Here is a 24684-nt window from a genome sequence, read left to right as displayed (position 1 = left end):
CGAAAGGGCTTTTTGCACAGGCAGTCCGGCGGAGTTTGCTCCTTTCGCCGCCGGGCGGCCTGTTTTTTATTCCGAAAACGGGAGGCGATAAGCATTGAGCAACAAGAAAGACCGCCGCCGCGCAGCCGCGCCGCAGGCGAAGGGGTACAGCGAAGCCGGGGCCAGCTTGACGCGGCGGGCGCTCAAGGGATTTGTTCCGGACAGCGGCGCTCCCAATGAGGACATCAACCGCAACAACGCCACCCTGCGGCAGAGGGCGCGAATGCTCTACATGGCCGCGCCGGTGGCTACGGCGGCGATCAATACCAACCGCACCAAGGTCATCGGGACGGGGCTGACGCTCAAAGCGTCCGTGGACCGCGAGGTGCTGGGCATCTCCCCGGAGGCGGCGAAGAAGTGGCAGCACGCGGCGGAGATGGAATTCCGGCTGTGGGCAGGGAAAAAGCAGAACTGCGACGCGCTGGGCCTGAACAACTTCGAGAGTTTGCAGCAGCTCGCCTTGAAGTCGTGGCTGCTCAGCGGCGATGTGTTCGCGTTGGTCAAGCGATACCCGGCAACACCACTAAACCCCTATACCCTGCGGCTACACATCGTGGAGGCGGACCGCGCCTGCACGCCAAGCGAATATGGCGGCGGTGTCACCATCGGCGGCTTCGTGGAGGGCAAGATTCCCGAGGGAAAGCCCGGCGCAGGCCACAAGGTCTACGACGGCGTGGAGGTGGACAGCAACGGCCGCGTGGTCGCCTATCACATCAGCAACACCTACCCGCACCAGATCACCAGCGAGCCGCAGAAGTGGCAGCGCGTTGAGGCCTACGGCGCCAAGACCGGCCTGCCGAACATTCTCCACATCATGGACAGTGAACGCCCGGACCAGTACCGCGGCGTTCCTTATCTGGCGCAGGTCATCGAGCCGCTGCTCCAGCTTCGGCGCTATGCGGAGTCCGAGCTGATGGCGGCGCTGGTGCAGAGCTTCTTCACTGCATGGATTGAAACGGAGACCGACCCCTCCGATACACCCTTCAACGAGGTCGGCGCAGGAGATATTGCCGGCGTCCCCGCCGAGGTCAACGCGGACGGCGGACCGGTGGCGAACAACATCTCCGATGATGACAACGAGTACGAGATGGGACCGGGTACGGTGACGCACCTCGCCCCCGGGGAAAAGGTCAACTTCGGCAATCCGAACATCCCAACCGCTGGCTTTGAGACCTTTGTCAAGACGCTGTGCAAGCTGGTCGGCGCAGCTTTAGAGCTGCCTTACGATGTGCTGATCAAGGAGTTCAACAGCTCCTATTCCGCAAGCCGAGGCGCGCTGCTGGAGGCGTGGGAAGCATTCAAAATGCGCCGAAAGTGGTTTGTGGACGACTTCTGCCAGCCGGTCTATGAGATGTTCCTGGCCGAAGCGGTCGCTCTGGGGCGCATCAACGCCCCCGGCTTCTTCACGGACCCCCTTGTGCGGGAGGCATGGTGCGGCGCGCGCTGGATCGGCCCCGTGCAGGGCAGCCTTGACCCCAAGAAGGAGGCAGAAGCCGCCCTCATGCTGATCGACAACGCCATCAAGACCCATGAGCAGGTCAGCCGCGAAATGAGCGGCGGCGACTGGGAGGAGAACGTGGAGCAGCTGCAGCGTGAAAACGAGCTGCTGACACAGGCAGGAGGCAACAAGGTCACCGTTGTATCGGCATCGCCGAAAGAAGGTGACGGCGATGAAGACTAACTTCGAGCATCTGCAGAGCCTGAATGTGCGGAGCATGGCGCTCGCCATCTGGAACTACGCAAGCGACTACTGCGCCTATTGCCCGAAGAACATGGAGCGCCGCTGCAACGAGAACTGCCGCGCGGGAATCCGCGAGTGGCTGAACAGTCCCTACATTCCGTCAAGCGATATCTGGAAAGAAAAGAGGTAATGCGCATGAGTATTCCAGCAAAGAGAGCTGGGCGAAAGTCTCCCGCCGTCAGCATCTCGAAAAAGGTCTATACGATGGCCACGGTGGACGGCAGTGATGCCGAGATCACCATGTATGGAGACATCTACGAGGAGCAGCCCACGAACTGGTGGGGCGAGCCCGTCGAGGGGCAGTACATCCTGCTCTCCGAGTTTTTGGAGGACCTCAAGCAGATCTCCGGCTGCACGTCCATCACTATCCGCATGAACAGCTACGGCGGCGATGCCGGCGCGTCCAACATGATCCACAACCGCCTGCGGGAGCTGGCGCGGAACGGCACGAAGCTTACCTGCATCGTGGACGGCGTTGCCATGAGCGGCGGCAGTCTTATCATGTGCGCCTGCGATACGGTCAGGGTCAATCCCTCCAGCCTCGTCATGATCCACAAATGCTGGACCTTCCTGTGGGGCGGCTACAACGCCGACGAGCTGCGGGAACAGGCCACCCAGCAGGAGGCGTGGGACAAGATGCAGATGGAGGTCTACACGCGCAAGACCGGGCTGTCGGCCACGGTGATCTCCCACATGATGGCGGACACGACCTATATGACAGGCCGCGAGGCCATCGACAAGGGCTTTGCGGACGAACTGATCGAGGACGCGGAGCCGACCAGCATCGCCGCCAGCGCGGACGGGCGCAGCCTGTTCGTGAACGGGCGGCAGATGCACCTTGCCCCCGGCATGTTTGCGCCGGACAACATTCCTACGGTCACACCCGAGGCCTCCGCCCCGGTTGAGACAGATAAAAACAAGCCGGAAGTCACCGGCGATGAAGGAGGAATTTCCATGACTAAGGAAGAGCTCCGGGCGAAGTACCCGGACGAGATCGCCCAGGTGGAGGCCGACGCCCGTGCTTCCGTCGATCACACTGAGGCGGTCAACACCGCGATCCAGGCCGAGCGTGCGCGTATGCAGGAGATCGACGAGATCTCCGGTCTGCTCGACGCGACGGACGTGCAGCAGGCCAAGTACGGTGACAAGCCCTGCTCTGCTGCCGACCTGCTGATGGCAGCGGCCAAGAACGCCGCCAAGCAGGGCAAGAAGTTTCTGACCGATCTGAAGGACGACAGCGAGGAATCCGGCGCCGAGGGCGTTCCTGCCGCTCCTGCCCCCGCAGTCGAAACGCCCGAGGGCGAAGACGGCGAGAAGAACGACACCCCCGAGGCGCGCATGACCAACGCCCGGAGCATGGTCGCTGACCTGCTGGGCAAGAAGAAGGAGGGCTAAGAACATGATCAATCTGAGTGAAAAGCTCGGCGAGATGACCTTTGACGGTCTGATCACCGACATCAAGCCCGCGCCCGAAGTGCGCGGCGGCGTTATCCGCAAGCTGTCCGCTGCGGCCACGCTCAAGCGCGGCACCATTCTTGCCAAGTCCTCCGGCACGGCCGGCGACGGCAAGCTGGTCGTTCTCGGCAGCACGGCCAAGGAAAACGAGACCCTGACCCCCGACTGCATCCTGTGCGACGACATCGACGTCGGCACCGCCGCCGACGAGAAGGTGGCAGTCTACACCGCCGGCTGCTTCGACATCGGCAAGGTGACGGTCTCGGCCAGCTACACCATCACCGAGGGTGATAAGGATAACCTGCGTATGCGCGGCATCGTCTTCAAGGCTGCTGCCGCTGCCAACTAAGGAGGGAATCAACAATGGCTTCTGAACTGAATTTCTTTGACACCTATGTGCTGATGGCGATCACCGAGGAGATCGTTCCTCAGCAGACCTTTTTCAAGGACCGCTACTTCCCCACCGGGGAGGGCGACATCTTCGCCTGCGACAAGGTGCTGACCGAGTACCGCAAGGGCGACCGCAAGATGGCCGCGTTCGTCTCCGCCCGCGCCGGCGATATCCCCATGGATCGCCGCGGCTACGAGATCCACGAGTATCAGCCCGCTTTCATCGCTCCGTCCCGCCTGCTGACGCTGGACGAGCTGCGCAAGCGCGGCTTCGGCGAGGCCATCTACGCCAACAGCACCCCCGCCCAGCGCGCGGCCCGTCTGCAGCTGGGTGACCTGACCGACATGGACCGCCGCATCGTGCGCCGCGAGGAGTGGATGTGCGCGCAGACCATGATCAACAACGCCTGCACCATGCAGACCTACATCGACGACAAGACCGAGGGTGAGAAGCTGTATGTCAAGTTCTTCGATGACGCCAGCGACCACACCTATACCGTGGCCACCAAGTGGAACGCCACGGGCGGCGACTTCTTCGGCGATGTGAAGACCATGTGCCGCAAGCTGTCCAAGCGCGGCCTGCGCGCGGTTGACCTGGTGCTCGGCTCTGACGCAGCCGACGCGATCCTCGACATGGAGAAGGTGCAGAAGCTGCTCGACCGCAACAGCGGCATCATCATCGGTACCATCGACCAGGAACTCAGCCGCTACGATGGCGTGGTCTATATGGGTACGCTGAACTTCGGCGGCTTCAAGCTGAACCTGATCTCCGTAGACGAAACCTACATCGACGACAGCGGCGCGGAGCAGAAGTATTTCCCCGCCACCTCCGCCATGGTCACCGCCCCCGGCTGCGGCCATCTGATGTATGGCCAGATCACCCAGATCGACTACGGCTCCACCGAGTTCGCGTCCCATGCGGCGACCCGCGTTCCGAAGTTCTCTCTGAACCAGGAGGCGGACATCCGCAAGCTGCGTCTGGGCGCGCGTCCGCTGGCTGCTCCTCACAACTACTGCCCGTACATCTACGCGGCCGAAGTTGTGTCCTGACCCGGCGCGGAAAGGAGACTGCTATGACGAAAATTGAGATCATCTGCGGCACATACGGCTACAGGCCGGATGGCTCGAAGCACCCCATTCCCATCGACCGCGGCGGTATCTGCGAGGTCTCCGAAGAGGAGGCTCAGCGCCTTTTTGCCCTGTGTGTCGCCCGCCCCGCCGAGGAAACGCCCTCTCCCGCTGTTGCAACGCCCCCTGCGGGTGAGGACGGCAGCGGGGCTGGCGCTGACCCATCTAACAGCGGCGAGGGCGCAGAGGGCGCGGAAAGCGCCCATCTTGACCCCGAGCAGCTCAAAACGCTGACCAACGCCAAGCTCACGGAGCTGGCCAAGGAGATGGGTATCGACACCGCTAAGCTCAAGACCAAGGCGCAGCTGATCGCCGCCATTACGGATGTTCCGCTGGAGGACGCGATCGCCGAGGACGACGACGGCGTGGACGACGGCGAAGCGCCCCCTGTGCTGACGCCGGAGGCGCCTGTGGTATGAGCGGCTTCAAGGATATGGTCGCCCGCGACAACTTCGGCGTGTTCCTCAACTGCGACGAGTTCGCGGAAAAGCGCACCGTCAAGTATGACGGGGCGACCTACGAGGATATTCCCATCGTCCTCTCCGGTCTGAAGGAGAAGGATCGCCGCCAGCTGATGAGCGACCATGCCCAGGGGCTTTACATCGTTTCCTCCGTTCTCCACTGCGCCCTGTCCGATCTCGGCGGGGTGCAGCCGGAGCGGGGGCAGCGTATCAGGATCAACGACCAGGAGGGCGGCGGAGGCTTCTTCCGGGAGTTCTATGTCGCGTCCTCGGTCTGTGAGATGGGTATGCTGCGCGTGGAATTGGAGGCGGTGGACGAATGAGCTTTATCCGCGTCAACGAGGTCGGCGACGACAGCCTGGAGCGCGTGAACAAGCTGCTGCACAATATCCCCGGCGGCGTTTACAAAGCGGCGTTCTCCGCGTTGAGGCGCGCCGGAGATACAGCCAAGACCCGCGCCGGACAGTTCGCCGCCGCCGAGTACACCATCAACAAGGGTGAATTCATGCGGAGAGTTCACTCCAAGACCCACATCACAGGCGGTGCGGGAGGCGTGATGGGTATGAGCATCAGTTTCTCCGGCACCGTGCTCCCGCTGCTGACCTTCAACACCACATACAGCCGGGACGGCACCGTGCAGACACAGGTAAAGCGCAACGGCGGAGCTGCGACGCTTCAACACGCATTCGTGGCCCGCATTTTCGGCCCGACTGCCGTTTTCGAGCGCGTCGGCTCTCCGCGCTTTCCTGTGGAGCAGAAGTTTGGCCCGTCTACCGGACACATGATGCGGAACGAAGAAGTCATCGAGAAGATGGACGAAACGATCCGCGACACCTACGAAAAGCGCGTTGAGCATGAAATCCTGCGCGTGCTGAACGGATGGGGAGGCTGATTTATGACAAGAACCATTCTGCTGAAACGCCTGCGGGCCTTTACCGAGGAGGTCACCGCCGACCTGATCATGCCGACCCGTTTGCAGAAGGGCGACACGGAGCAGATCTTCCGCCCTGCAAAGGTCTACCTGATGCGCCTGCCGGACGGCACTTCTGCCACAAAGAAGGCTCCCTATGTGCTGCACCAGGTCATTACCGGCATGGATCAACAGCCGCAAGGACAGCGTGTGACCTCCAGCGCCAAGGTCCGGTCTATCTGCTGTGTCTATAACGATGACGAGCAGGAGGGCGGGCTGATGCTGCTGAATCTCATGGAACGGCTGCGCATTGCGATGCTCAGGCAGGTCGTGATCGGGGGGCAGTTTACCCTTGACCTGGAGGCGGGGCTTGAAACGCTGGTCTATCCCGATGACACCGCCCCCTATTTCGTGGGGGAAATGATCTCCACATGGAAGCTTCCCCCTGTGGAAAGAGAGGTTAACCTATGAGCGAAAAAATCATCGACACGGCGGCTCAGACCGCCGCACCAAAGACGGCAAAGAAAAAGCCTGCCGCGCCGAAGAAGGTCGCCGACACCGGCGGCTTCTGCGTCTATCTCGGTCCGACCATGATGGGCGTGATCCAGCGCGGCACCATCTATCGCGGCGGCCGGAAGGAAGTCCTTGACTCCCTTGCCCCGGTGATCGAGCAGCACCCGCTGATCGCGTCGCTGGTGGTGAGCGACGAAACGCTCCCCGCCGACCGCATCAAAGTCAAAACGCCTGGGAACCTGCTGTATGTGAATTATCACAAGCTGGCCAAGGGCATGAAGTAAGGAGGAAATTTCAATGAACCACGGCGTATATGTCTCTCAGCAGGCTACCAGCGTCAGCACCCCTGTCGTGGCGGAGTCCGGCGTCCCCTTCGTGGTCGGTCTGGCTCCTGTTCAGGCGGCGGATAAGCCTGCTGCCCCCGGCACCCCTGTTCTCTGCACCAGCTGGTCCGAGGCGGTGGAGAAGCTGGGCTACTCCGACGACTGGGCAACCTACACGCTCTGCGAATTCATGTATTCGCACTTCAAGCTGTTCGCCTGCCAGCCTGTCATTTTCTGCAATGTTCTGGATATCGCCACCGCAAAGGAAGCGTCTGCCGCGACCGATGTTGCGGTGACGGAGCACAAGGTGAAGCTTCCCATCGCGGCCATCAACGATTCCGCTCTGGTCATCAAGCCTGCCGGCGGTACCGGCTCTGCCTATGTGTCCGGCACCGACTATAACGCCTATTACAGCGGCGAGCATCTGGTGGTGGAGCTGCTGTCTACCGGCAGCGCCTATGATGCCGAGCAGGTAAACATCGCCTACAACAAGGTCAAGGCATCCACCGTCACCGCATCTGACATCGCCTCCGCGATGGAGAATGTGGAGCTGTGCCTGACCCTGCTGGGCATCGTCCCCGATCTGCTGTGCGCCCCTGGCTATTCTCAGCAGTCTACCGTGGCCGCTGCAATGACCGCCAAGGCAGGCAACATCAACGGCCTGTTCCGCGCCAAGGCGCTGATCGACATCGACTGCGGTGCTTCCGGCGCGCGTGCCTATTCCGATGTTCTCACCAAGAAGAACGCCGCCAACATCGCCGACGAGGACGAGATCGCCTTCTGGCCGATGGCGAAGCTGGGCGATTACAAGTTCCACCTGTCTACCCAGATGGCGGGGCTGATGGCGCAGATCGACACCGGCAACGGCGGCTGCCCCTATGAGTCCCCCTCCAATAAGGGGCTGCAGTGCGACGGCCTCTGCCTGGAGGACGGCACCGAGGTCAACCTGACGCTTGCGCAGGCTAACTATCTCAACGGCGTCGGCGTGGATACCGCGCTGAACTTCATGAGCGGCTGGGTGGCGTGGGGCAACTACACCGCCTGCTATCCCTCCAACACCGATGTCAAGGACTACTTTATCCCGGTCAGCCGTATGTTCGGTTGGGTCGGCAACTCCCTCGTCAAGACCTTCTGGAGCAAGCTGGACAAGCCTATGACCCGCCGCCTGATCGACACCGTTCTCGATTCCGCCAACATCTGGCTCAACGGCCTGGTGGGTATGGGCTACCTTCTGGGCGCTCGCGTGGAGATGCTGGAGAACGAAAACCCGCTGACCAACCTCATGGCCGGCATCATCAAGCTCCATGTCTACATGACGCCGCCCTCTCCTGCTCAGGAGATCGACTTCGTGCTGGAGTATGACGCCAGCTATGTCACCAGCGCCCTGCAGGGCTAAAAGGAGGTTTGAATCATGGATCAGAGCATTATCAACTTCAAGGTCTACGAGGACTCTGTTGAATATGTCGGTATGGCACAGGCGACCCTGCCTGACCTGACCGCGCTGACGCAGTCCATCTCTGGCGCCGGCATCGCAGGCAATGTGGAGTCTGTCATTCTCGGCCACTTCGACGCGATGACGCTGGGCCTTAACTTCCGCACCGTCACCGATCAGAGCGTGAAGCTCTCCGAGCCTCGCCGTCACACCATCGACCTGCGCGTTGCACAGCAGGACGAAGATGTCGTGGCAGGCAAGGTGGTCGTCCGCGCTGTCAAGCACATTCTTGTGGTCATTCCCAAGAGCGACAAGGGCGGCTCCGTCGCCCCCGCCGCGCCCTCCAACGGCTCCGGCGAGTACGCCGTCCGCTACTGGGCTACCTACATTGACGGCAAGAAGGTGCGTGAGGTCGACCAGCTCAACTTCATCTGCTATGTCAACGGCACCGACTACCTGGCCGACGTCCGCAAGGCGCTCGGCATGTAAGAGACCTGACAAAAGCCCGGGGCGGAACATCCGCTCCGGGCATCTTTTTGAGATTTGAAAGGAGTTATCACCATGGCTGATATCAACAAGACCGTTGTTCCCGCCGACGCTTTCTCCACCGTCGATCACGACGAGTACGCCGCCGCCGAGGCGCAGGCCAAGGAGAGCGTAGGCAACTACACACTCAAGCTGAAAAGGCCCTTCACCTACGAGGGGCAGACCTTTGACGAGCTGAACTTCGACTTTGAGGGGCTGACCGGCGATGACGCTCTTGCCATTGAGGACGAGCTTCAGGCCATCGGCAAGCCCACCATCTCGCCTACCTTCTCCGGCCAGTTCCTGGTGCGCATGGCGGCGCGGGCCTGCACCAACACCATCATCGACGCCAGCGGCCATCCCCGCCGTATCGGCGACGACGCCCTGCGCGCCCTGCCCATCTTCGAGTTCAACCGCGTCAGAGGCAAGGCTCGCTCTTTTTTGCTGGCATCGGAGCTGTAACCGGCGACGGCGGCGTCTGGCTCCGCAGGCAATGTCTTACGATGGCGAAAACCAATCAGACCCCCGTTTCCTACTGGCTGTCGCTGCCCCTGCCGTCCCTGTGCAAGTGGATCAAAGTCAGCAACCAGCTTGTGAAGGAGGCGCGGGAGCGACGCAAGAATAAATAAATCTGAAAGGAGGGCCGTCTATGGCAGGCCGCAAAGAGTATGAGATGCTATTCCAGCTGAATGCGCAGCTTGGAGGCAGTTACAGCAAGACCTTCAAGGCCGCTCAGCAGGAAATTGTGTCCATGCAGAAAGAAATTCAGGCCCTCTCCAAGACACAGGCGGATATTTCCGCATTTCAAAAGCAGCAGGCAGCCGTGGAAGCGACACGGAAGCGGCTGGAAATGCTGCGGCAGCAATATGACAATATCCAGCGGGAGATGGAGGAGACCGGCAACGAGTCCGCCGACATGAAGAACAAGCTGCTGGCAAAGCAGCTTCAGATCGACAAGACCTCCGCCTCGCTGGAGAAGCAGACGGCAAAGCTGAACGAGCTGAGCGGGGCTCTGGAAGAGGCAGGCGTCAATACCGACGACCTCTCCCACAGCTCCGAGCAGCTTGCCGGCAAGATCGACACGCTGAAAAAGAAGCAGGGCGAGGCCGCCGATAAAGCTATGACCTTCGGCGACAAGGCGGGGCAGGCCTTTAATCAGGTACACGAGGCCATCGTGGCCGCAGGCATCGCCGTCGCCCTGAAAGAGATCTACGAATACTTCGCCAGCTGCGCGCAGGCGTCGATGGACTTTGAGAGCGCCATTACCGGCGTCGCCAAGACCACAGACCTCACAGACGAGGAACTGGCGGCAATGTCGGATTCCATCAAGGCGCTGTCCACGGAGATTCCCGCCACCACAGAGGAGATCGCGGCGGTAACCGAAGCCGCGGGACAGCTCGGCATCCAAAAGGACGCCCTGCTGGACTTCACCGAGATCATGACCATGCTCGGCACTGCCACCAACATGACAGCTGACGAGGCAGCAACCTCCCTTGCGCGCTTCGCCAACATTACCGGCATGGCAACGGACAATTACGGACGGCTCGGCTCTGTCATCGTTGACCTTGGCAACAACTTCGCCACGACGGAATCCGAGATCGTGGCGATGGGTACGCGCCTGGCGTCGGCGGGTAAGCTGGCCGGACTGACCGAGCCGGAGATCATGGCTCTGGCGGCGGCGATGTCCTCTGTCGGCATCGAAGCCGAGGCGGGCGGTACCGCCATGACCCAGACGCTCAACGCCATTGAAAAGGCCGTTGCAAAGGGCGGGGACGACCTTGCGGAGTTCGCCCGTATCGCGGGTATGTCCTCCGAAGAATTTTCTTCTGCGTGGAAGAACGACGCCATGAGCGCCCTGACTTCCTTCATCGGCGGGCTCGGCAAGCTGGACGAGCAGGGCGAGAGCACCGTCCTCGTACTGGAAGACCTGGGTCTGACCGGCATCCGGCAGAGCAATATGCTCAAAGCCCTGGGTCTTGCCGCAGACCAGATGACCGGCGCGGTGAACACTGCAAATACCGCCTGGCAGCAAAACACCGCCCTTACCAACGAGGCCAACAAGCGATACGCCACCGCGCAGAGCCGGTTGACCATGATGCAGAACGCCTACAACAACCTCAAGGTAGCCATCGGCGACGCCTATACTCCCGCGCTCAGCGAGGCTTACGGCGTCGGCACGAAGGTCCTCAACAGCATTACGGCGTTCATTCAGAAGAACCCGGCGTTGGTCAATGCCATCACCGCCTTTGCAGGCGTGATCGGCGCGGTCGTCGCCGCGCTGGCTGCCTATGCGGTCGCTGCAAAGATAGCCGCAGCCGCCAGTGCAATTCTCACTGCGGCGATCCCTGGCGTCAATGTCATCATGGGCGTTACCGCTGCCGTGGCCGCAATCACGGCCGGCATAGTTGCTCTGGCCACCGCTGCGGCGAATGACGCCGTACCCAGTGTGAAGGAGCTGACCGAAGCCGCCCGAGGAATGCGGGAGGCGATGGACGAGGCCAAGGCCACCTATGACGATACTGTTACCTCCACCATGGCCGCTGCAGGCGTCGCAGACACCTACATCGGCAAGCTGGAGGAGCTGGAGGCGGCGGGGCTCAATACCGACGAGCAGCACAGGCAGTACCACAACACCCTGGCTCTGCTCTGCCAGGTGGTACCGGAGCTGGCCGATTGTATCGACCTCGAAACCGACACCATCAACGGCGGCACCGAAGCACTCCGCGCCAACACCGAGGCGTGGAAGCAGAATGCCATGCAGCAGGCTTATCAGGATCAGCTCACCGAGCTGTACTCCCAGTATTCCGCTGTGCTGATCGAGGCAGAAGAAAACAGCATCGGGCTCACCAAGGCGCAGTACAGCTTGGAGGCCGCCCAGCAGAAGCTGTCTGATACTTACGCGCAGATGGATGCGCTATGGGCAGACGCGCAGAAGCAGGCGGATGCCTATTACGACCAGTACGGCTATTACACCGATGCGACCGCTTTTCTCTCGCAGGAATACTACGACCTGCAAAACTCCATCTACGACACCAACAACGAGATATGGGCGGCTGAGAAGTCCATCAAAAATTACAACAAGGCGATGGAAGAGGACGCAGACGCCGTTTCCGATGCTGAGGCGGAGATCGCCCTCGCGGAAGAGGCGGTCAAGAATCTGACCGCCTCCATGAACGAAGGCACTGGCGCGTCCGAAGAGGCTGCTGCACAGGTCAGCGAGTTCCAGGCTGCCATCTCCGGCGTACAGGAAAAGATCAACGCCCTTGTGGAGTCCTACAACGAGGCGTACAGCGCGGCATACGAAAGCATATCCGGACAGTATCAGCTTTGGGACGAGGCCGCAAAGGTCGTTGCAACCAGCGCAGGCAGCATCAATTCTGCACTGGAGAGCCAGATCACCTACTGGCAGGACTACAACGCCAACCTGCAATCCCTGACTGACCGCAGCGCCGACATCGAGGGACTGAGCGACATGATCGCCTCCTTTGCTGACGGCAGCTCCGACAGCGTGAACGCGATCGCCGGCATGGCAGGCGCTACCGACGAGCAGCTGGCCACGATGGTAGCCAACTGGAAGACTCTGCAGCAGGAGCAGCAGAACGCAGCGGGGAGCGTAGCCGACCTCAAGACCGACTTCACGGCCACCATGGACGAGCTGCAGACGGCGCTTGCTGAGGACATTGAAGCGATGGACCTTGGCGACGAGGCCAAGGCAAGCGCGCAGGCCACCATTCAGGGCTTTATCGACGGAGCTGTCGGTATGCTGCCACAGGTGACCGCTGCCTACAACCGCGTCGCCGCCGCAGCCAGAGCCGCACTGTCCGCGTCCGGTACCGGAACGGCCGGCAGCATTCCCGGCTACGCAGTTGGTACACAGTCCGCCGCACCCGGCTTTGCCCTCGTCGGCGAAAACGGCCCGGAGCTGGTCTACTTCAACGGCGGCGAGCAGGTCATGACCGCCGAGGAGACCGCCGCTATGCGCGAGAGCATGGAAATCCAGGCCATCACCTTCGCCCCGCAGCTGCTGGAGGCACTGCACGCCATCCATGGCGACGGCGCGCTTTCGGCAGAGCCGGGCGCAGGCTCCGGCGCCGGATCGGTGGAGCTGCAGATCGTGTTTCAGATCAACGGCAGCGCATCGCCCGAGACGGTGGAAGCTCTGCGTGAGTACGGAGACGAGTTCGCCGAGCGCGTCCTTGAAGTCATGGAGGAGGCCGGCATCGACACCGCAAGGAGGGCCTACAAATGAGTAAGACCTACACCACCATTCAGGGCGATATGTGGGACAGCATCGCCTTCTCCCAGCTGGGGAGCGAAGCGTACACCGACCGGCTGATGAATCTCAATCCGCAGTATCTCGGGTACTACACCTTTCCGGCCGGGATCGTGCTGAAGCTGCCCGACCCTGCCGAGGATGTCGGCGATGCCCTGCCCCCGTGGAAGCAGGTGGTCGGATGAGCAGCCCGAATCAGGCGCGCCGCGTCACGGCGCAGATATTTTTCCAGGGCGCGGACATCACCGGCAGTATGCGCCCCTATTTCCTGTCGGCCACCTACACCGACAAGGAGGCGGACGGCACCGACGATCTGCAGCTGAAGCTTCAGGACCGCGATGATATATGGCTCAAAAAGTGGCTGGCCGATGCCATCGACGCAGCAGCCTCCGCAGGGAGCCTGTCCGCGTCCTCCAAGGCCAAGACCGATGGCGCGGCAAAGTCCTACAAGGTCACCGCCAAAAGCGGCTTGAATGTCCGCTCTGGCCCCAGCACCAGCTACGGTAAATACGGTGCTCTGGTCTGCGGCGCGGAGCTGCAGGTCGAGGGCATCGAAAACGGCTGGGCGAAGGTCAGCTATAACGGCAAAACCGCCTATGTCAGCGCATCGTACATCAAGGAATCCGGCGGCGGGGGCGGCGATGCTTCTGCCGCCGCTCCTGCCTCTGCGTCCGGCGCCGGCTTCAAGATCAGCGCCGTGTTCGTTCGGGAGAACTGGACGGGCGGCGGCAGGGATAAGGTGCTGGACTGCGGACAGTTTGAGCTGGACAGCGTTGACGCCTCCGGCCCGCCGAACACCATCACCATCAAGGCGACGGCTCTTCCGTACAGCGCACAGATCCGTCAGACGGAGAAATCCAAGGCATGGGAGGCCTACACGCTTTCCGGCATCGCAAACGAGATGGCCGCTGCCAACGGAATGACTTGTATGTTCCTCGCCAACAGCGACCCGTCCTATGGCCGCGTGGAGCAGTACAAGCAGAGCGACATCGCCTTTCTCTCCAAGCTGTGCCACGAGGCGGGCATCTCTTTGAAAGCCACCAATAACCTGATCGTACTTTTCGACCAGGAGGATTACGAGAAGAAATCCCCCGTGCTGACCATCGTCCGCGGCAGCGGCAGCTACACCAAGCACAAGCTGAACGCGGGAACGGCCGGAACGCAGTACGCTTCCTGCCGCGTCAGCTACACAGACCCCGGCACAGGGAAGTGCATCGAGGCCACCGTCAAGGTCGAGGACTACAACGACAAGGCCAAGAACAACCAGCAGCTGGAGATCACCGCGAAGGTGGCAAGCGTGGCCGAGGCCAAGACCAAGGCCGAAAAATATCTCCGGCTACACAACAAGTACGCAAAGACCGCGACCTTTACGCTGCCCGGCAATCCCGATATCGTGGCCGGCATCACAGCCAAGCTCACCGGCTGGGGTGCGTGGGACGGGAAATACATTGTGGAGCAGGCTGCGCACTCGGTCGGCTCGTCCGGCTATACCACGCAGGTCAAGCTGCGCAAGACATTGGAGGGATATTGATGGACGAACTGCAGAATATCCTTTCGAGGCTCGTTCAGACCGGCACGGTAACGGCCGTCGACAGCGCAAAGCGCAGGGCTCGTGTCAAGTTTAAGGACACAGGCATCATTTCGGACTGGCTCTATGTGCTCCAGCACTACGGAGCGAATTTCTACATAAAGCCGGACGCAAAGCACACGCATGAGATCACGGACACCTTCACCGGCGGCGGCACAGCCAGCGAATTCCCCGACCACGACCACCTGCCCGGCTCGCATCTGACCTACTGGATGCCGAAGGTGAATGACCGCGTCCTCTGCCTATACCTTCCGGTATTCAACGGGGACGGTTTTGTGTTAGGAGGTTTTTGAGCATGGGAATGGTCGGCTGTCTGGGCGACATCGTTTTTACGGTGTCTGACCGCACGATCGAAACGATCAATAATGTCACCTGGTCTGGGTCGGCCCGGTACGCGACCCATCAGCGGCACGGCACACACGCCCTTACGGAGTTCACCGGCCTTGACCCCGACAAGATGACCTTCGACATCGTTCTCTCCGCTTACCTCGGCGTTGATCCTATCGCCGAGGTCGTGAAGCTGTGGAACTATGAGCGCGGCGGCATTGCCGTCCCGCTGGTGATCGGCAACAAGGGCTACGGGAAATATCGCTGGTCCGTGCTTGATCACAAGATGAAGATGAAAACCTATGACGGACGCGGCAACGTCACCAGCGCCACCGTGTCCGTCAGCCTGCAAGAGTATCTGAGGGGGTAAAGCTGCCATGAGCTACAAGGTGACCGCATCTGACATCGGCGCGGTGCAGCTCAACGAGACTGACACCGTCCGCTCTGTCTTGCAGAATATCGCCATTATCCTTTCCACGCGGCAGGGGACCTGTCCGTTGTATCGCGGCTTCGGTCTTCCTCAGAAGTTCGTGGATAAGCCTCTGCCGGTAGCTATGCCTATGATGTATTCCGAGGTCAAAGAGGCAGTGGAAGAATATGAGCCCCGCGCCGAGGTGGTGAATGTGACCTTTGCGGCCGACAGAAACGCCCCGGGCAGGCTGATCCCTACCGTGGAGGTGAACATCATCAATGAGTGAGAGAAATACGGGATATCAGTTTGTTTCTACCGACACCGAAGCGGTGGAATCGCTGCTGATCTCCATTTACGAAAAAATCACCGGCGTCAGCGTGAAGCCCGCCAGCCCCGAAAAGCTGTTTATCCAGTTCGTGGCCGCCGTGGTGATCCAGGAGCGCGGGCTGAACAATTACACAGGTAATCAGAATATCCCAAGCCGCGCGGAAGGGGAAAACCTGGACGCGCTGGCCGAGCTGTTCTATGTCACGCAGCGCCCGGCGGCGCAGGCTGCGGTCTGCACCGAGCGCTTTCATATCTCCGAGGCACAGACCACGGCGATCCTCATTCCTGCCGGTACGCGCGTCACCGACGCCAGCGGTACGCTGACATGGGAGACGGTCGCGGATGCCTATGTGTCCATCGGCGAGACCTATGCCGATGTGCAGATCCGCTGCCAGACTGTTGGTGCGGTCGGCAACGGCTACGCAGCAGGACAGATCAACACCTTCGTTGACCTGTTCGACTACTGTGAGCGCTGCGAAAACCTCACCGCCAGCGATGACGGCGCAGACCAGGCCACTGACGACGAGTTCTATGAGCTGATGCGCGCCAGTCAGGACGCTTACAGCTGCGCCGGAGCCAAGGGCGGGTATATCTACTTTGCCAAGCAGGTCAGCACCAAGATCGCCGACGTGGTGGCGAACAGCCCCAGCGACGGAGCGGTGGACCTCTATGTCCTCATGGACGACGGCACCATCGCTACCACGGAGATCAAGAATGCTGTCCTTTCCGCCTGCAACGATGACACGGTGCGGCCGCTGACGGATAAGGTCTCTGTCAAGGACCCGCAGAAGGTGAGCTACAATATCACCTTCACCTACTATGTGCCGAAGGACAGTTCCCTCAGCTCCACAGAGATCAAGGCTGCGGTCGACAAGGCCGTGGCTGAGTTCGTCGCGTGGCAGTGCGGGAAGCTGGGGCGCGACATCAACCCCTCCGTGCTGATTGGAAAGCTCATGCAGACCGGCATCAAGCGCGTGGCGCTGACCAGCCCGGTCTTTACCACGCTGCGGGATGGCTCCGACGACACGACGCCGCAGGTTGCGTCGGTCGGGACCATCACGGCCACGAATGGGGGCTACGAGGATGAATGAGGCGCACGGCATCACGAAGGAAAACCTGCTGGCCTCCTTGCCGGCAGTCCTTGCCAATGACGACAATATGGCAGCACTTGCCTCTGCCGTTGCCGAGGTGCTGGCTGCCCGCGTAGGCGAGATTGAGCGCGTGTCGATCTACTCACAGATCGACCGGCTCCCGAACGAGCTGCTGGACATTCTGGCGAACGACTTCAAGGTTGACTGGTGGGACGCCAACTACACCCTGGAGGAAAAGCGCCGGACGCTGAAAGACTCATGGAGTGTTCACCGCAGGCTCGGCACCAAGGCGGCGGTCGTGCTGGCGATCTCCGCCATCTACCCCGATACGCAGGTCAGTGAATGGTGGGAATACGGCGGCAAGCCGTACCACTTCAAGCTGCTGATCGACGCCACCTATGAGAATGTCGACCCCGTCAGACATCAGCGCGTGATCGACCGCGTTGACTTTTACAAGAATCTGCGCTCGGTGCTGGACGAGGTAGAATACTACGACGCCGGAGGACTGGCAACAGAGTATTTCGGCGCGGCCTGTATCGGCTGCGAGCTGGTCGACAGCGCGGCCGCCATTCGATACTGACACGGAGGTGTTTTACTATGGCAACATGGAACGGCGTCATCACCAACGCCGGCAACAGCCTGCTCAATGAGTGGGTGAATGAAAAGACCCTGAACTTCGACAGCGCAGCTGCGGGGCAGGGCACCGTCGCGGCGGCGGCAATGATGGCACAGACCGCCCTCGTCAATGAAAAGCAGACCGCGAGCCTGCTGGGCGGCGAGAGAGTATCTTCCGGCATTCGCCTGAAGCTCCGCATTGCTGCGCCGAATACGGCCTATACGTTGAATCAGTTCCGCGTATCTGCCAGCGTGGACGGAGGAGCATCCGCCATGATCGCCTTGTTCCAGCTGGAGCAGGGCGTTCCCATTCCCAGCAAGACAGAATCGCCGGATTTCGTCTACACCTTTTACGCGCTGATCTCCTGCTCGAATACCGGCACATGGACGGTGACGGTCGACACCAGCGCCTGCGTCACGCAGAGCGATATGTCCGCCGCCATCGCTGAGGCGGTAAAGACCAAGCAGGACAAGATCATGGTCAAGGGTCTGCTGCTGGGCGACGGGAACGGGAATATCTCTGCGGCAGTCGCCGGAAAGGACTACGGTTATCCACTTGCAACAGGCTCAGGAGCGCCGACAGACACGACCGAGGGTACCGCAGGGCAGCATTACTATGACGGCGCTACGGGCAAGGAATACGTCTGCAACGGCAAGGACAGCAGCGGCAAGTATCAGTGGAAGCTGTCCGGCGCCAGCGACGCGGCCGATCTGACCTATAACGGTGAATCGCTCGGCACCTTCCTTGATGGCGTTTCCGTCGACCTCGACACGCTCTCCAAGGGGCTGGACGGAAGTAAGCCACTCACCGGCAAGACCGATCCGACCTCCAGCACGAAGGGCTCGGTCGGCCAGTCGTATCTGAACACAGACACCATGCAGACCTTCTACTGCACGGCAGCCAACGATCAGACCGGCGTATATACATGGGAAAAGCCCAAGGGCGGCGGCGTGTCTCCACAGCTGGAGGTCTCTGTTGCCACCGGATCGGCTATCACCTGTACGAACGGCGAGACTACTCTGACCGGCACCAGCGTCGGCGGTAAATGCGTTTTTGATCTTCCCGGCTACGGCACATGGTCGCTGTATGCCACGCTGAACGGGCAGACCACCGCCACCGAGACTGTGGTCGTGGATCAGGTCAAGCAGTACGCGGTGACGCTGAGTTACTTCGCGGCTACGCTGACCGTAACGGCGGAATCCGGCGCAGTCGTGACCGCCGCGCTTGGCACGAAGCAGTATACCGGCACCTGCGGCAGCAACGGCAAGTGTGCGCTGACCGTCAACTATGCCGGCACCTATTCCGTGACGGCCACCAAGAGCGGGGTATCCTCGTCCACGGCGTCCGCATCGGTGTCGACCTCCGGCGGCAGTTACACCGCAACGGTGAAGTTCTGCACCCTCACCGTCACCATCGACAGCGGCTCTACGGTCAAGGCGGTCAACGGCTCCACCACACTCACGGCCACCAGCAGCGGAACGGCAAAGTTCTACCTGCCGAACACCGGCACGTGGAGCGTCACCGCCACCAAGAACGGCGAGACGGCCACCGGCAGCGTAGCTTGCAGCTCCTACACCGGCTATACGCTGGAGCTGTCCTATGTCAAGGTCTTCGGTGTCTGCTGGAATTACAATGCACAGTCGACGGCGCTGACCCGCCTGAAAAAGTCCACCGATCCGAACGGACTGGTCAATGTCGACATCACCACGAATCCCGCGCCTGCGATCGGTACCGGCGCCGGCAGCTCTCCCTTCGACAACTATCTCCCGTGGAGCGGCATGGACGAGTACAACATCATCAACAATGCCGTAAGCTACAAGAAGGGGCAGAGCGGCTTCTCTCGAAGCAGCTACGATACCGTTGTCTTCATCCCCGAGTATTACTTCCGTATTATCGACGATGCCGCCAACAAGAAACGGTACTTCTACATCGCGGATAAGGCCAAGAGCGGCTTCACCAAGCACCCCGGCTCCGGCAAGTATGTCGGCCGCTACAACACGATCTCCGGCCATTATTCCAAGACCGGCGCTGCGCCGCTGGTCAACCTGACCCGCGCATCGGCTCGTTCCGGTGCCAGAGGAAAGGGTAGCAAGTGGAGCGAGTATGACTTCGCGTCTTGGTGCGCGGTCTGGCTGCTCTATTTGGTGGAGTTTTCCGACTGGGACAGCCAGAGCAAAATCGGGCGCGGCTATGTCGACGGCAACAGCTCTGCCATTTCTTCCGGCGGCACGGACAGCATGACTTACCATACCGGACGCGCAGCTGGGACGAACGGAAAGACCGCCGTCCAGTACCGGCACATCGAGAATCCCTACGGCAATGTCTTCGAGTTTATCGACGGGATCAACTTCTCCGACGGAACGGTATATGTCTGCCTGAACCCTGCGAGCTATGCAGATGACACCGCGGCCAACTATACGAACATCGGCTCCAAGATACAGAGCGATGGGTACATCACGGCCATCGGCGTAGCGGCTGCCATGCCCTGGGCGTTCTTCCCCACGGGGGTCGGAGGAAGCGAAACAACCTATATTCCGGACTACGCCTACTGCAGCTCTGGCTGGCGTGTCCTCTTTGTGGGTGGCGGCTGGAGCCTTGGCGGCTATGCCGGCCTTTTCTACTTCTACGCGGGCAACACCTCGTCGGTCACGCTCTCGGACGTCGGCGCGCGACTCCTTTTCCACCCCTAATGGGGGACCGGGGGCCGCAGCCCCCGGAGCTTTCCCGCCTGCACCAGCTGGCGGCATAAGCGCAAGCCCAAAAGCTGAATGGGGTACGGGGCGAAGCCCCGTCGACACGATTTTTGAAAATAACGTATTCTGTTATTTTCTCCCGTTTTTCCATATGCGTGGCAGGCCGGGGGTATAATTATCTCCGGGACTGTCTGCGCCATGCGCCGAGGGCTTGATTTCTACGCCAACTACAACTCTGGCTGGCGTGTCCTCTTTGTGGGTGGCAACTGGAACAATGGCGGCAATGCCGGCCTTTTCTACTTCAACGCGAACAACACCTCGTCGAACACGAACTCGAACGTCGGCGCGCGACTACTTGTTTTTCTTTTGACTGGCGCAGGCTTTCCCTCACCGCTTGGTGAAAATATTGCCGCATAGGACGGGGTTTAGTAGGCTTCGGCTCGAATAACCTCGCAGGCAAACAAGGACGGAGGGAAAATCCTATGCCGAAACGAGTCGGCTATCTCTACGACAAGATGGTTGACCGGGACTTCATTCGCGCTGTCATTCAGGAGGCGGCAAAGGGGCGCCGGAGTCGTAAAGACATCGCCCCTGTGTTGGCGGACCTGGACGGGTATGTCGAAAAGACCTATGAGCTGGTCGCAACCGAGAGCTTTGTACCGTCCGAGCCGAAGATCCGCGAGATCTATGATGAGAGCAGCGAGAAGCACCGGAAGATCAAGATGGTCCCGTTCTGGCCGGACGGCGTGATCCAATGGATGCTTGTGACGGCTATGAAGCCGGTGCTTATGCGCGGTATGCACCCGTGGTCCTGTGCGTCCATTCCGGGACGCGGCGGGAAGCATATCTACAAGAAAATCCGCGGCGCGCTTCGCAACGACCCGAAGGGAACGAAGTACGCCGCGGAGCTTGACGTCGCGCAGTATTACCCCAGCATCTCCGGCAAGCGCCTGATCTGGGCTCTTGCGCGGAAGATCAAGGACAAGCGCTTTCTGCGGACGGTCTATTCCATCATCGAATCCTGCGGCGGCGGGCTGGCTATCGGGTATTACATCTGCCAATGGCTGGCAAACTTCTACCTGGAGTCTCTGGACCAGTACATCATGACGCTGCCGGGCGTGAAGTATATGACCCGCTACATGGACAACATCACCCTGCTCGGGCCGAATAAGAAGCAGCTGCACAAGGCGCGGAAGCTGATCGCCGCGTTCATGCAGCAGCGGCTCGGCCTGTCCATGAAAGCGAACTGGCAGATCTATCCCACGGCAAAGCGCATGGTGAGCGCGGTCGGCTACCGCTTTTCCCGCACTCATGTCATTCTGCGCAAGCGGAATTTCCTGCGCTTCACCCGGCAATGCCGCCGCGTCAAGAAACGGCTTGACGCCGGGAAGCCTATCATGTTCGCCCAGGCCTCCGGGCTGCTAAGCCGCGCCGGGCAACTGAAACACTGCAATAGTCATACAATTCGGGTGAAGTACATTGACCCGATTGGAGTAAAACATCTGAAGGAGGTCGTGCGAAATGAGAGTAAGAGGCGACAACGCGCCCAGCAACGCATTCTCGCTGGAGGAGCAGCCTAATAAGCCGGGGGTAGCCCTGGTACGCTTCTATGAGAACGCCGAGCCGTTTGAGGAAAAGCGGGACGAGCTGACCATCAGCGGGTGGGTGTACGACGAATATCACCTGGAGCTGAATATGTACGACGGCCTGAGTGAAGACATCCTCGGCAACTATGCCGGTTATCTGGCGCAAGCCAAGCTGCATGAGGCGGAGGGTAAGACGATCCCCTCCCTGCAGCAGCAGGTAGCCGACCTGGAGACCGACAAGGCGGCATTGACGGAAAAGGTGACGAGCCTTGAGGGGCAGGTCACCGATACGCAGATGGCGCTATGCGATGTCTACGAACAGATCGTCGCCGTGACATCTACAACAGGAGGCGAGTAACCGATGGCGAGCAATTACATGGTGAAGGTCTACGCAGACCTGATCCGCAAAGGGAAAAAGACGATTGAGGAAGTTCCTGACCCGCTGCAAGCAGCCGTCCGGGAAATCCTCGAAAATAGCAAGAATGGAGCTGAGGGCTTATGAAAAGCCTTCGGCTCCTTCTTTTATACATTCTGATGGGAAAGGAGGTAGCAGTTATGGCAGTTGTCTACGCGACCCTGATCGTCAAGGGCAAGAAGACCATCGACCAGGTTCCGAGCCTGATTCGGAAGCAGGTCGAGGAGATCCTGGCAGATCTCGAAGTCACCGTCTGACCACGGCATTGATACGGAGGGCAGCTCCTTTGCGGGGGCTGCCCTTCTTATCACGCGCAGAGGAGGATTGAGAGATGACGCTCAAGGAGATTTTGTTTGGTGGGGGAAGTGCGCTGTTTGTGCTGCTGACGCTGCTCCAGCTCGCCCCCATCAAAATCAATCCGTGGTCTGCAATAGCAAAGGCTTTCGGGCGCGCTATCAACAGCGAGGTCTTGGAGAAGGTCGGAAAGCTCGAAAGCGAGCTGCAGTGCGTTCGGTCTGGCATGGCCGAGGAAAAGGCTGTCAACTGCCGGACGCGCATTCTACGCTTTGGCGATGAATGTCTCCACGGCGAGCGCCACACCAAAGATCATTTCGACCAAACGCTCCGGGACATCGCTGCCTATGAACGATACTGCGATGATCACCCGGAGTTTGAAAACAATGTAACAGAGCTGACCAGTGACCGAATCAAGACGATATATCGCCGGTGCTTGGACAGCAACGACTTTTTGCAGTAAGGAGGACGCACAATGAACATGCTGGATATGACGATCATCCGCCTGGCCGCAGGGCTTGTGCTGCTGATCGCCGCGAACATTGCCCTCGGTTCCATCAATGCCATCATTGATGGGGAGTGGGACCGGACAAAGTTCCGCAACGGCTGCATCAAGAGTGCAGTTGTGGCAGCGGCGCTGGTCGCGGTCTACTTCGCCGGATACCTTAACCCCGATCTGATGGTGGTGGAGGTCGATGGGCAGACCGTAAACCTGATGACAGCGGTATCGCTGGCCATGCTGGCAGCCTTTACCGCCTATGCCGTTGATGTACTGAAAAAGCTGAAAGATATGCTCTCTACCGCGACACCCGGGGCGGACGCGGCGCCTACTGCGCTGCCTTCCGGCGAGGGCAAGGAAGACCATACCGCCCCCGAGGAGGAATGACCTATGAGCAATAGCCCTCTTGTCAGTTACACAAAGCTCAGCCCGAATCACTCCGGGCAGAGGACCCGTAAGATCGACCGCATCACGCCGCACTGCGTAGTGGGCCAGTGCAGCGTGGAGCGGTTGGGAGATATCTTCCTCCCTGCCTCCAGAGAGGCGAGCTGCAATTACGGAATCGGCGCAGACGGCCGCGTCGGTATGTATGTCGAGGAGAAAAACCGATCCTGGTGTTCCTCCAGCAATGCAAACGACCAGCGGGCGGTGACTATCGAATGTGCGTCCGATGGTGCAGAGCCGTACGCATTCCGCGATGTGGTCTATCAGTCCCTCATTACGCTTTGCGTCGACATCTGCAAGCGCAACGGCAAGACCAAGCTGCTCTGGCTGGAGGATAAGGACAAGACGCTCGCCTACACCCCTGCACCGGACGAGATGGTGCTGACCGTACACCGCTGGTTTGCCAACAAAAGCTGCCCCGGGAACTGGATGTACGCCCGCATGGGCGACCTCGCCGAAAAGGTGACAGCCCAGCTTTCCGCAGGCACGGACGAGGAGGATGACGATATGGATATCAACAAATTCAAGGAGCTTTGGCGTGAGATGCGCAAGGAGCTTCAGGACAACGATGCTTCCGCCTACTCGGAGGAAGCGCGCAAATGGGCCGTGGATAACGGCATCATTCGCGGCGGCATCTCCGATGAGTTCAACGGAATGTGGGAGGACATGATGACCCGCGAGCAGCTGGTGACCGTCCTCTACCGCTTCGCCCAGAAGTTTGGGCTGAGCTGATGGCAAGGCGCAAGCGCAGAGCCGCGAAGAAGCGCAAGGTCGAATGGAGCAAGGTCGTGTGCCTGCTGGCGATGCTGGCCGGTCTGCTGATCGTTCAAGAATGCCTGTTCCTCATGTATCTGTGCATCAAAAGCGGCTATACCGCCGCCGCTGCATGGCTTACTGCCGCCACCGGCGTTGGTGAGGCGATCATCATCGCCGGAGCAAACGGCTACCTCTCGCTCGCGAAGTCCGACCACAAGCGTGGCGGGATTACCTTTGAGGCAGCCAAGGCAAACAACTTCCGGACAGACACGGAGGAAAATGGCAGCATCGACAGCCCCGCCATCTGAATACCGCCCACACAATGAAAGCCCCCTCGCAGGATTTTACCGTCCTGTCGAGGGGGTTTTTCTATTTTCCGGCGCTTTCGCGTTTACTGGGCGCTGTGGCGCTTTTCACGGCTTGGGCGTGCGTCTACCCTCCCACGA

General features: G+C 60.3%; 32 protein-coding genes. All 32 read left to right on the top strand.

All coding sequences use genetic code 11. The features are described from left to right. Positions 1-94 precede the first annotated feature (94 nt). The 32 genes from H8S34_RS03170 to H8S34_RS03025 all read left to right on the top strand — a co-directional run bounded on the left by H8S34_RS03170 (position 95) and on the right by H8S34_RS03025 (position 24546). Positions 95-1720: a phage portal protein gene (locus H8S34_RS03170; protein ID WP_186963013.1), complete on the top strand. Its 1626-nt coding sequence runs from the start codon at positions 95-97 to the stop codon at positions 1718-1720. Continuing rightward, positions 1710-1910 carry a hypothetical protein gene (locus tag H8S34_RS03165; RefSeq protein ID WP_118729363.1) on the top strand — a complete coding sequence of 67 codons (201 nt, stop codon included), beginning with the start codon at positions 1710-1712 and terminating at the stop codon, positions 1908-1910. The genes H8S34_RS03170 and H8S34_RS03165 overlap by 11 nt, the downstream gene beginning before the upstream one ends. 5 nt (positions 1911-1915) lie before the next feature. After that, a complete protein-coding gene (locus H8S34_RS03160; RefSeq protein WP_243207896.1) occupies positions 1916-3175 on the top strand; it encodes a head maturation protease, ClpP-related in 1260 nt (419 codons plus the stop codon). A 4-nt stretch (positions 3176-3179) separates the two neighbouring features. Next, positions 3180-3584 carry a head decoration protein gene (locus H8S34_RS03155; protein WP_118729365.1) on the top strand — a complete coding sequence of 135 codons (405 nt, stop codon included), beginning with the start codon at positions 3180-3182 and terminating at the stop codon, positions 3582-3584. Between the two features lie 14 nt (positions 3585-3598). Next, on the top strand, positions 3599-4675 hold the full coding sequence (locus H8S34_RS03150) for a major capsid protein (protein WP_186963011.1): 1077 nt from the start codon (positions 3599-3601) through the stop codon (positions 4673-4675). A 23-nt stretch (positions 4676-4698) separates the two neighbouring features. Beyond that, positions 4699-5172, top strand: a complete 474-nt coding sequence (locus H8S34_RS03145) for a Rho termination factor N-terminal domain-containing protein (RefSeq protein ID WP_186963010.1) — start codon at positions 4699-4701, stop codon at positions 5170-5172. Continuing rightward, entirely contained in the window at positions 5169-5537 is a 369-nt protein-coding gene (locus H8S34_RS03140; RefSeq protein ID WP_118358590.1) for a hypothetical protein, read from the top strand. The genes H8S34_RS03145 and H8S34_RS03140 overlap by 4 nt, the downstream gene beginning before the upstream one ends. Then, the gene (locus tag H8S34_RS03135; RefSeq protein ID WP_186963009.1) at positions 5534-6106 is read left to right on the top strand and encodes a hypothetical protein; all 573 of its coding nucleotides are present in this window, start codon (positions 5534-5536) and stop codon (positions 6104-6106) included. Before H8S34_RS03140 ends, H8S34_RS03135 begins: the two co-directional genes overlap by 4 nt. A gap of 3 nt (positions 6107-6109) precedes the next feature. Then, positions 6110-6595 (top strand): hypothetical protein, encoded by a 486-nt coding sequence (locus tag H8S34_RS03130; RefSeq protein WP_118358586.1) that lies wholly within the window; start codon positions 6110-6112, stop codon positions 6593-6595. Further along, positions 6592-6921, top strand: coding sequence for a hypothetical protein (locus H8S34_RS03125; protein ID WP_118729370.1), 330 nt, complete (start codon positions 6592-6594; stop codon positions 6919-6921). The genes H8S34_RS03130 and H8S34_RS03125 overlap by 4 nt, the downstream gene beginning before the upstream one ends. Positions 6922-6934: 13 nt before the next feature. Beyond that, positions 6935-8356 (top strand): phage tail sheath family protein, encoded by a 1422-nt coding sequence (locus H8S34_RS03120; RefSeq protein WP_186963008.1) that lies wholly within the window; start codon positions 6935-6937, stop codon positions 8354-8356. 15 nt (positions 8357-8371) lie between these two features. Then, positions 8372-8881 (top strand): phage major tail tube protein, encoded by a 510-nt coding sequence (locus H8S34_RS03115; protein WP_118729372.1) that lies wholly within the window; start codon positions 8372-8374, stop codon positions 8879-8881. 72 nt (positions 8882-8953) lie between these two features. Continuing rightward, entirely contained in the window at positions 8954-9379 is a 426-nt protein-coding gene (locus tag H8S34_RS03110) for a hypothetical protein (protein WP_118358578.1), read from the top strand. Positions 9380-9420: 41 nt separating this feature from the next. Next, a complete protein-coding gene (locus H8S34_RS15305) occupies positions 9421-9546 on the top strand; it encodes a hypothetical protein (protein ID WP_256435276.1) in 126 nt (41 codons plus the stop codon). A gap of 20 nt (positions 9547-9566) precedes the next feature. Further along, positions 9567-13166 carry a phage tail tape measure protein gene (locus H8S34_RS03105; protein ID WP_186963007.1) on the top strand — a complete coding sequence of 1200 codons (3600 nt, stop codon included), beginning with the start codon at positions 9567-9569 and terminating at the stop codon, positions 13164-13166. Then, complete coding sequence (locus H8S34_RS03100; protein WP_118729374.1) at positions 13163-13375, top strand: tail protein X; 213 nt, start codon at positions 13163-13165, stop codon at positions 13373-13375. The genes H8S34_RS03105 and H8S34_RS03100 overlap by 4 nt, the downstream gene beginning before the upstream one ends. Next, positions 13372-14721: an SH3 domain-containing protein gene (locus H8S34_RS03095; RefSeq protein ID WP_186963006.1), complete on the top strand. Its 1350-nt coding sequence runs from the start codon at positions 13372-13374 to the stop codon at positions 14719-14721. The genes H8S34_RS03100 and H8S34_RS03095 overlap by 4 nt, the downstream gene beginning before the upstream one ends. Further along, a complete protein-coding gene (locus H8S34_RS03090) occupies positions 14721-15071 on the top strand; it encodes a hypothetical protein (protein ID WP_186963005.1) in 351 nt (116 codons plus the stop codon). The genes H8S34_RS03095 and H8S34_RS03090 overlap by 1 nt, the downstream gene beginning before the upstream one ends. A gap of 2 nt (positions 15072-15073) precedes the next feature. Continuing rightward, positions 15074-15475 carry a phage tail protein gene (locus tag H8S34_RS03085; protein WP_118358570.1) on the top strand — a complete coding sequence of 134 codons (402 nt, stop codon included), beginning with the start codon at positions 15074-15076 and terminating at the stop codon, positions 15473-15475. 7 nt (positions 15476-15482) lie between these two features. After that, positions 15483-15803, top strand: a complete 321-nt coding sequence (locus H8S34_RS03080; protein WP_118358568.1) for a GPW/gp25 family protein — start codon at positions 15483-15485, stop codon at positions 15801-15803. Beyond that, positions 15796-16935 (top strand): baseplate J/gp47 family protein, encoded by a 1140-nt coding sequence (locus tag H8S34_RS03075; RefSeq protein WP_186963004.1) that lies wholly within the window; start codon positions 15796-15798, stop codon positions 16933-16935. The genes H8S34_RS03080 and H8S34_RS03075 overlap by 8 nt, the downstream gene beginning before the upstream one ends. Further along, the gene (locus H8S34_RS03070) at positions 16928-17515 is read left to right on the top strand and encodes a phage tail protein I (RefSeq protein ID WP_186963003.1); all 588 of its coding nucleotides are present in this window, start codon (positions 16928-16930) and stop codon (positions 17513-17515) included. The genes H8S34_RS03075 and H8S34_RS03070 overlap by 8 nt, the downstream gene beginning before the upstream one ends. 17 nt (positions 17516-17532) lie before the next feature. Next, the gene (locus H8S34_RS03065) at positions 17533-20241 is read left to right on the top strand and encodes a hypothetical protein (RefSeq protein ID WP_186963002.1); all 2709 of its coding nucleotides are present in this window, start codon (positions 17533-17535) and stop codon (positions 20239-20241) included. Between the two features lie 201 nt (positions 20242-20442). Continuing rightward, positions 20443-20661, top strand: coding sequence for a hypothetical protein (locus H8S34_RS03060; RefSeq protein ID WP_118358560.1), 219 nt, complete (start codon positions 20443-20445; stop codon positions 20659-20661). A gap of 65 nt (positions 20662-20726) precedes the next feature. Continuing rightward, a complete protein-coding gene (locus H8S34_RS03055) occupies positions 20727-21824 on the top strand; it encodes an RNA-directed DNA polymerase (RefSeq protein ID WP_118358558.1) in 1098 nt (365 codons plus the stop codon). Then, positions 21766-22188, top strand: coding sequence for a hypothetical protein (locus H8S34_RS03050; RefSeq protein WP_147574113.1), 423 nt, complete (start codon positions 21766-21768; stop codon positions 22186-22188). The genes H8S34_RS03055 and H8S34_RS03050 overlap by 59 nt, the downstream gene beginning before the upstream one ends. Positions 22189-22191: 3 nt before the next feature. Next, the gene (locus H8S34_RS03045) at positions 22192-22332 is read left to right on the top strand and encodes a CD1375 family protein (RefSeq protein WP_118358554.1); all 141 of its coding nucleotides are present in this window, start codon (positions 22192-22194) and stop codon (positions 22330-22332) included. 53 nt (positions 22333-22385) lie between these two features. Then, positions 22386-22502, top strand: a complete 117-nt coding sequence (locus tag H8S34_RS15300; protein WP_342982900.1) for a CD1375 family protein — start codon at positions 22386-22388, stop codon at positions 22500-22502. 74 nt (positions 22503-22576) lie between these two features. Beyond that, positions 22577-23002 (top strand): hypothetical protein, encoded by a 426-nt coding sequence (locus H8S34_RS03040; protein WP_186963001.1) that lies wholly within the window; start codon positions 22577-22579, stop codon positions 23000-23002. 18 nt (positions 23003-23020) lie between these two features. Beyond that, on the top strand, positions 23021-23425 hold the full coding sequence (locus H8S34_RS03035; RefSeq protein WP_186963000.1) for a hypothetical protein: 405 nt from the start codon (positions 23021-23023) through the stop codon (positions 23423-23425). 3 nt (positions 23426-23428) lie between these two features. Continuing rightward, the gene (locus tag H8S34_RS03030; protein ID WP_243207895.1) at positions 23429-24214 is read left to right on the top strand and encodes a peptidoglycan recognition protein family protein; all 786 of its coding nucleotides are present in this window, start codon (positions 23429-23431) and stop codon (positions 24212-24214) included. Then, positions 24214-24546, top strand: a complete 333-nt coding sequence (locus tag H8S34_RS03025; RefSeq protein WP_186962999.1) for a hypothetical protein — start codon at positions 24214-24216, stop codon at positions 24544-24546. The genes H8S34_RS03030 and H8S34_RS03025 overlap by 1 nt, the downstream gene beginning before the upstream one ends. Positions 24547-24684: the final 138 nt, after the last annotated feature.

The sequence above is a fragment of the Pseudoflavonifractor hominis genome, from assembly GCF_014288125.1.
GTDB classification, from domain to species: domain Bacteria; phylum Bacillota; class Clostridia; order Oscillospirales; family Oscillospiraceae; genus Pseudoflavonifractor_A; species Pseudoflavonifractor_A gallinarum.
The sequence above is the reverse complement of the archived record's forward strand: the minus strand, read 5'-3'. Positions and strand labels throughout refer to the sequence as shown.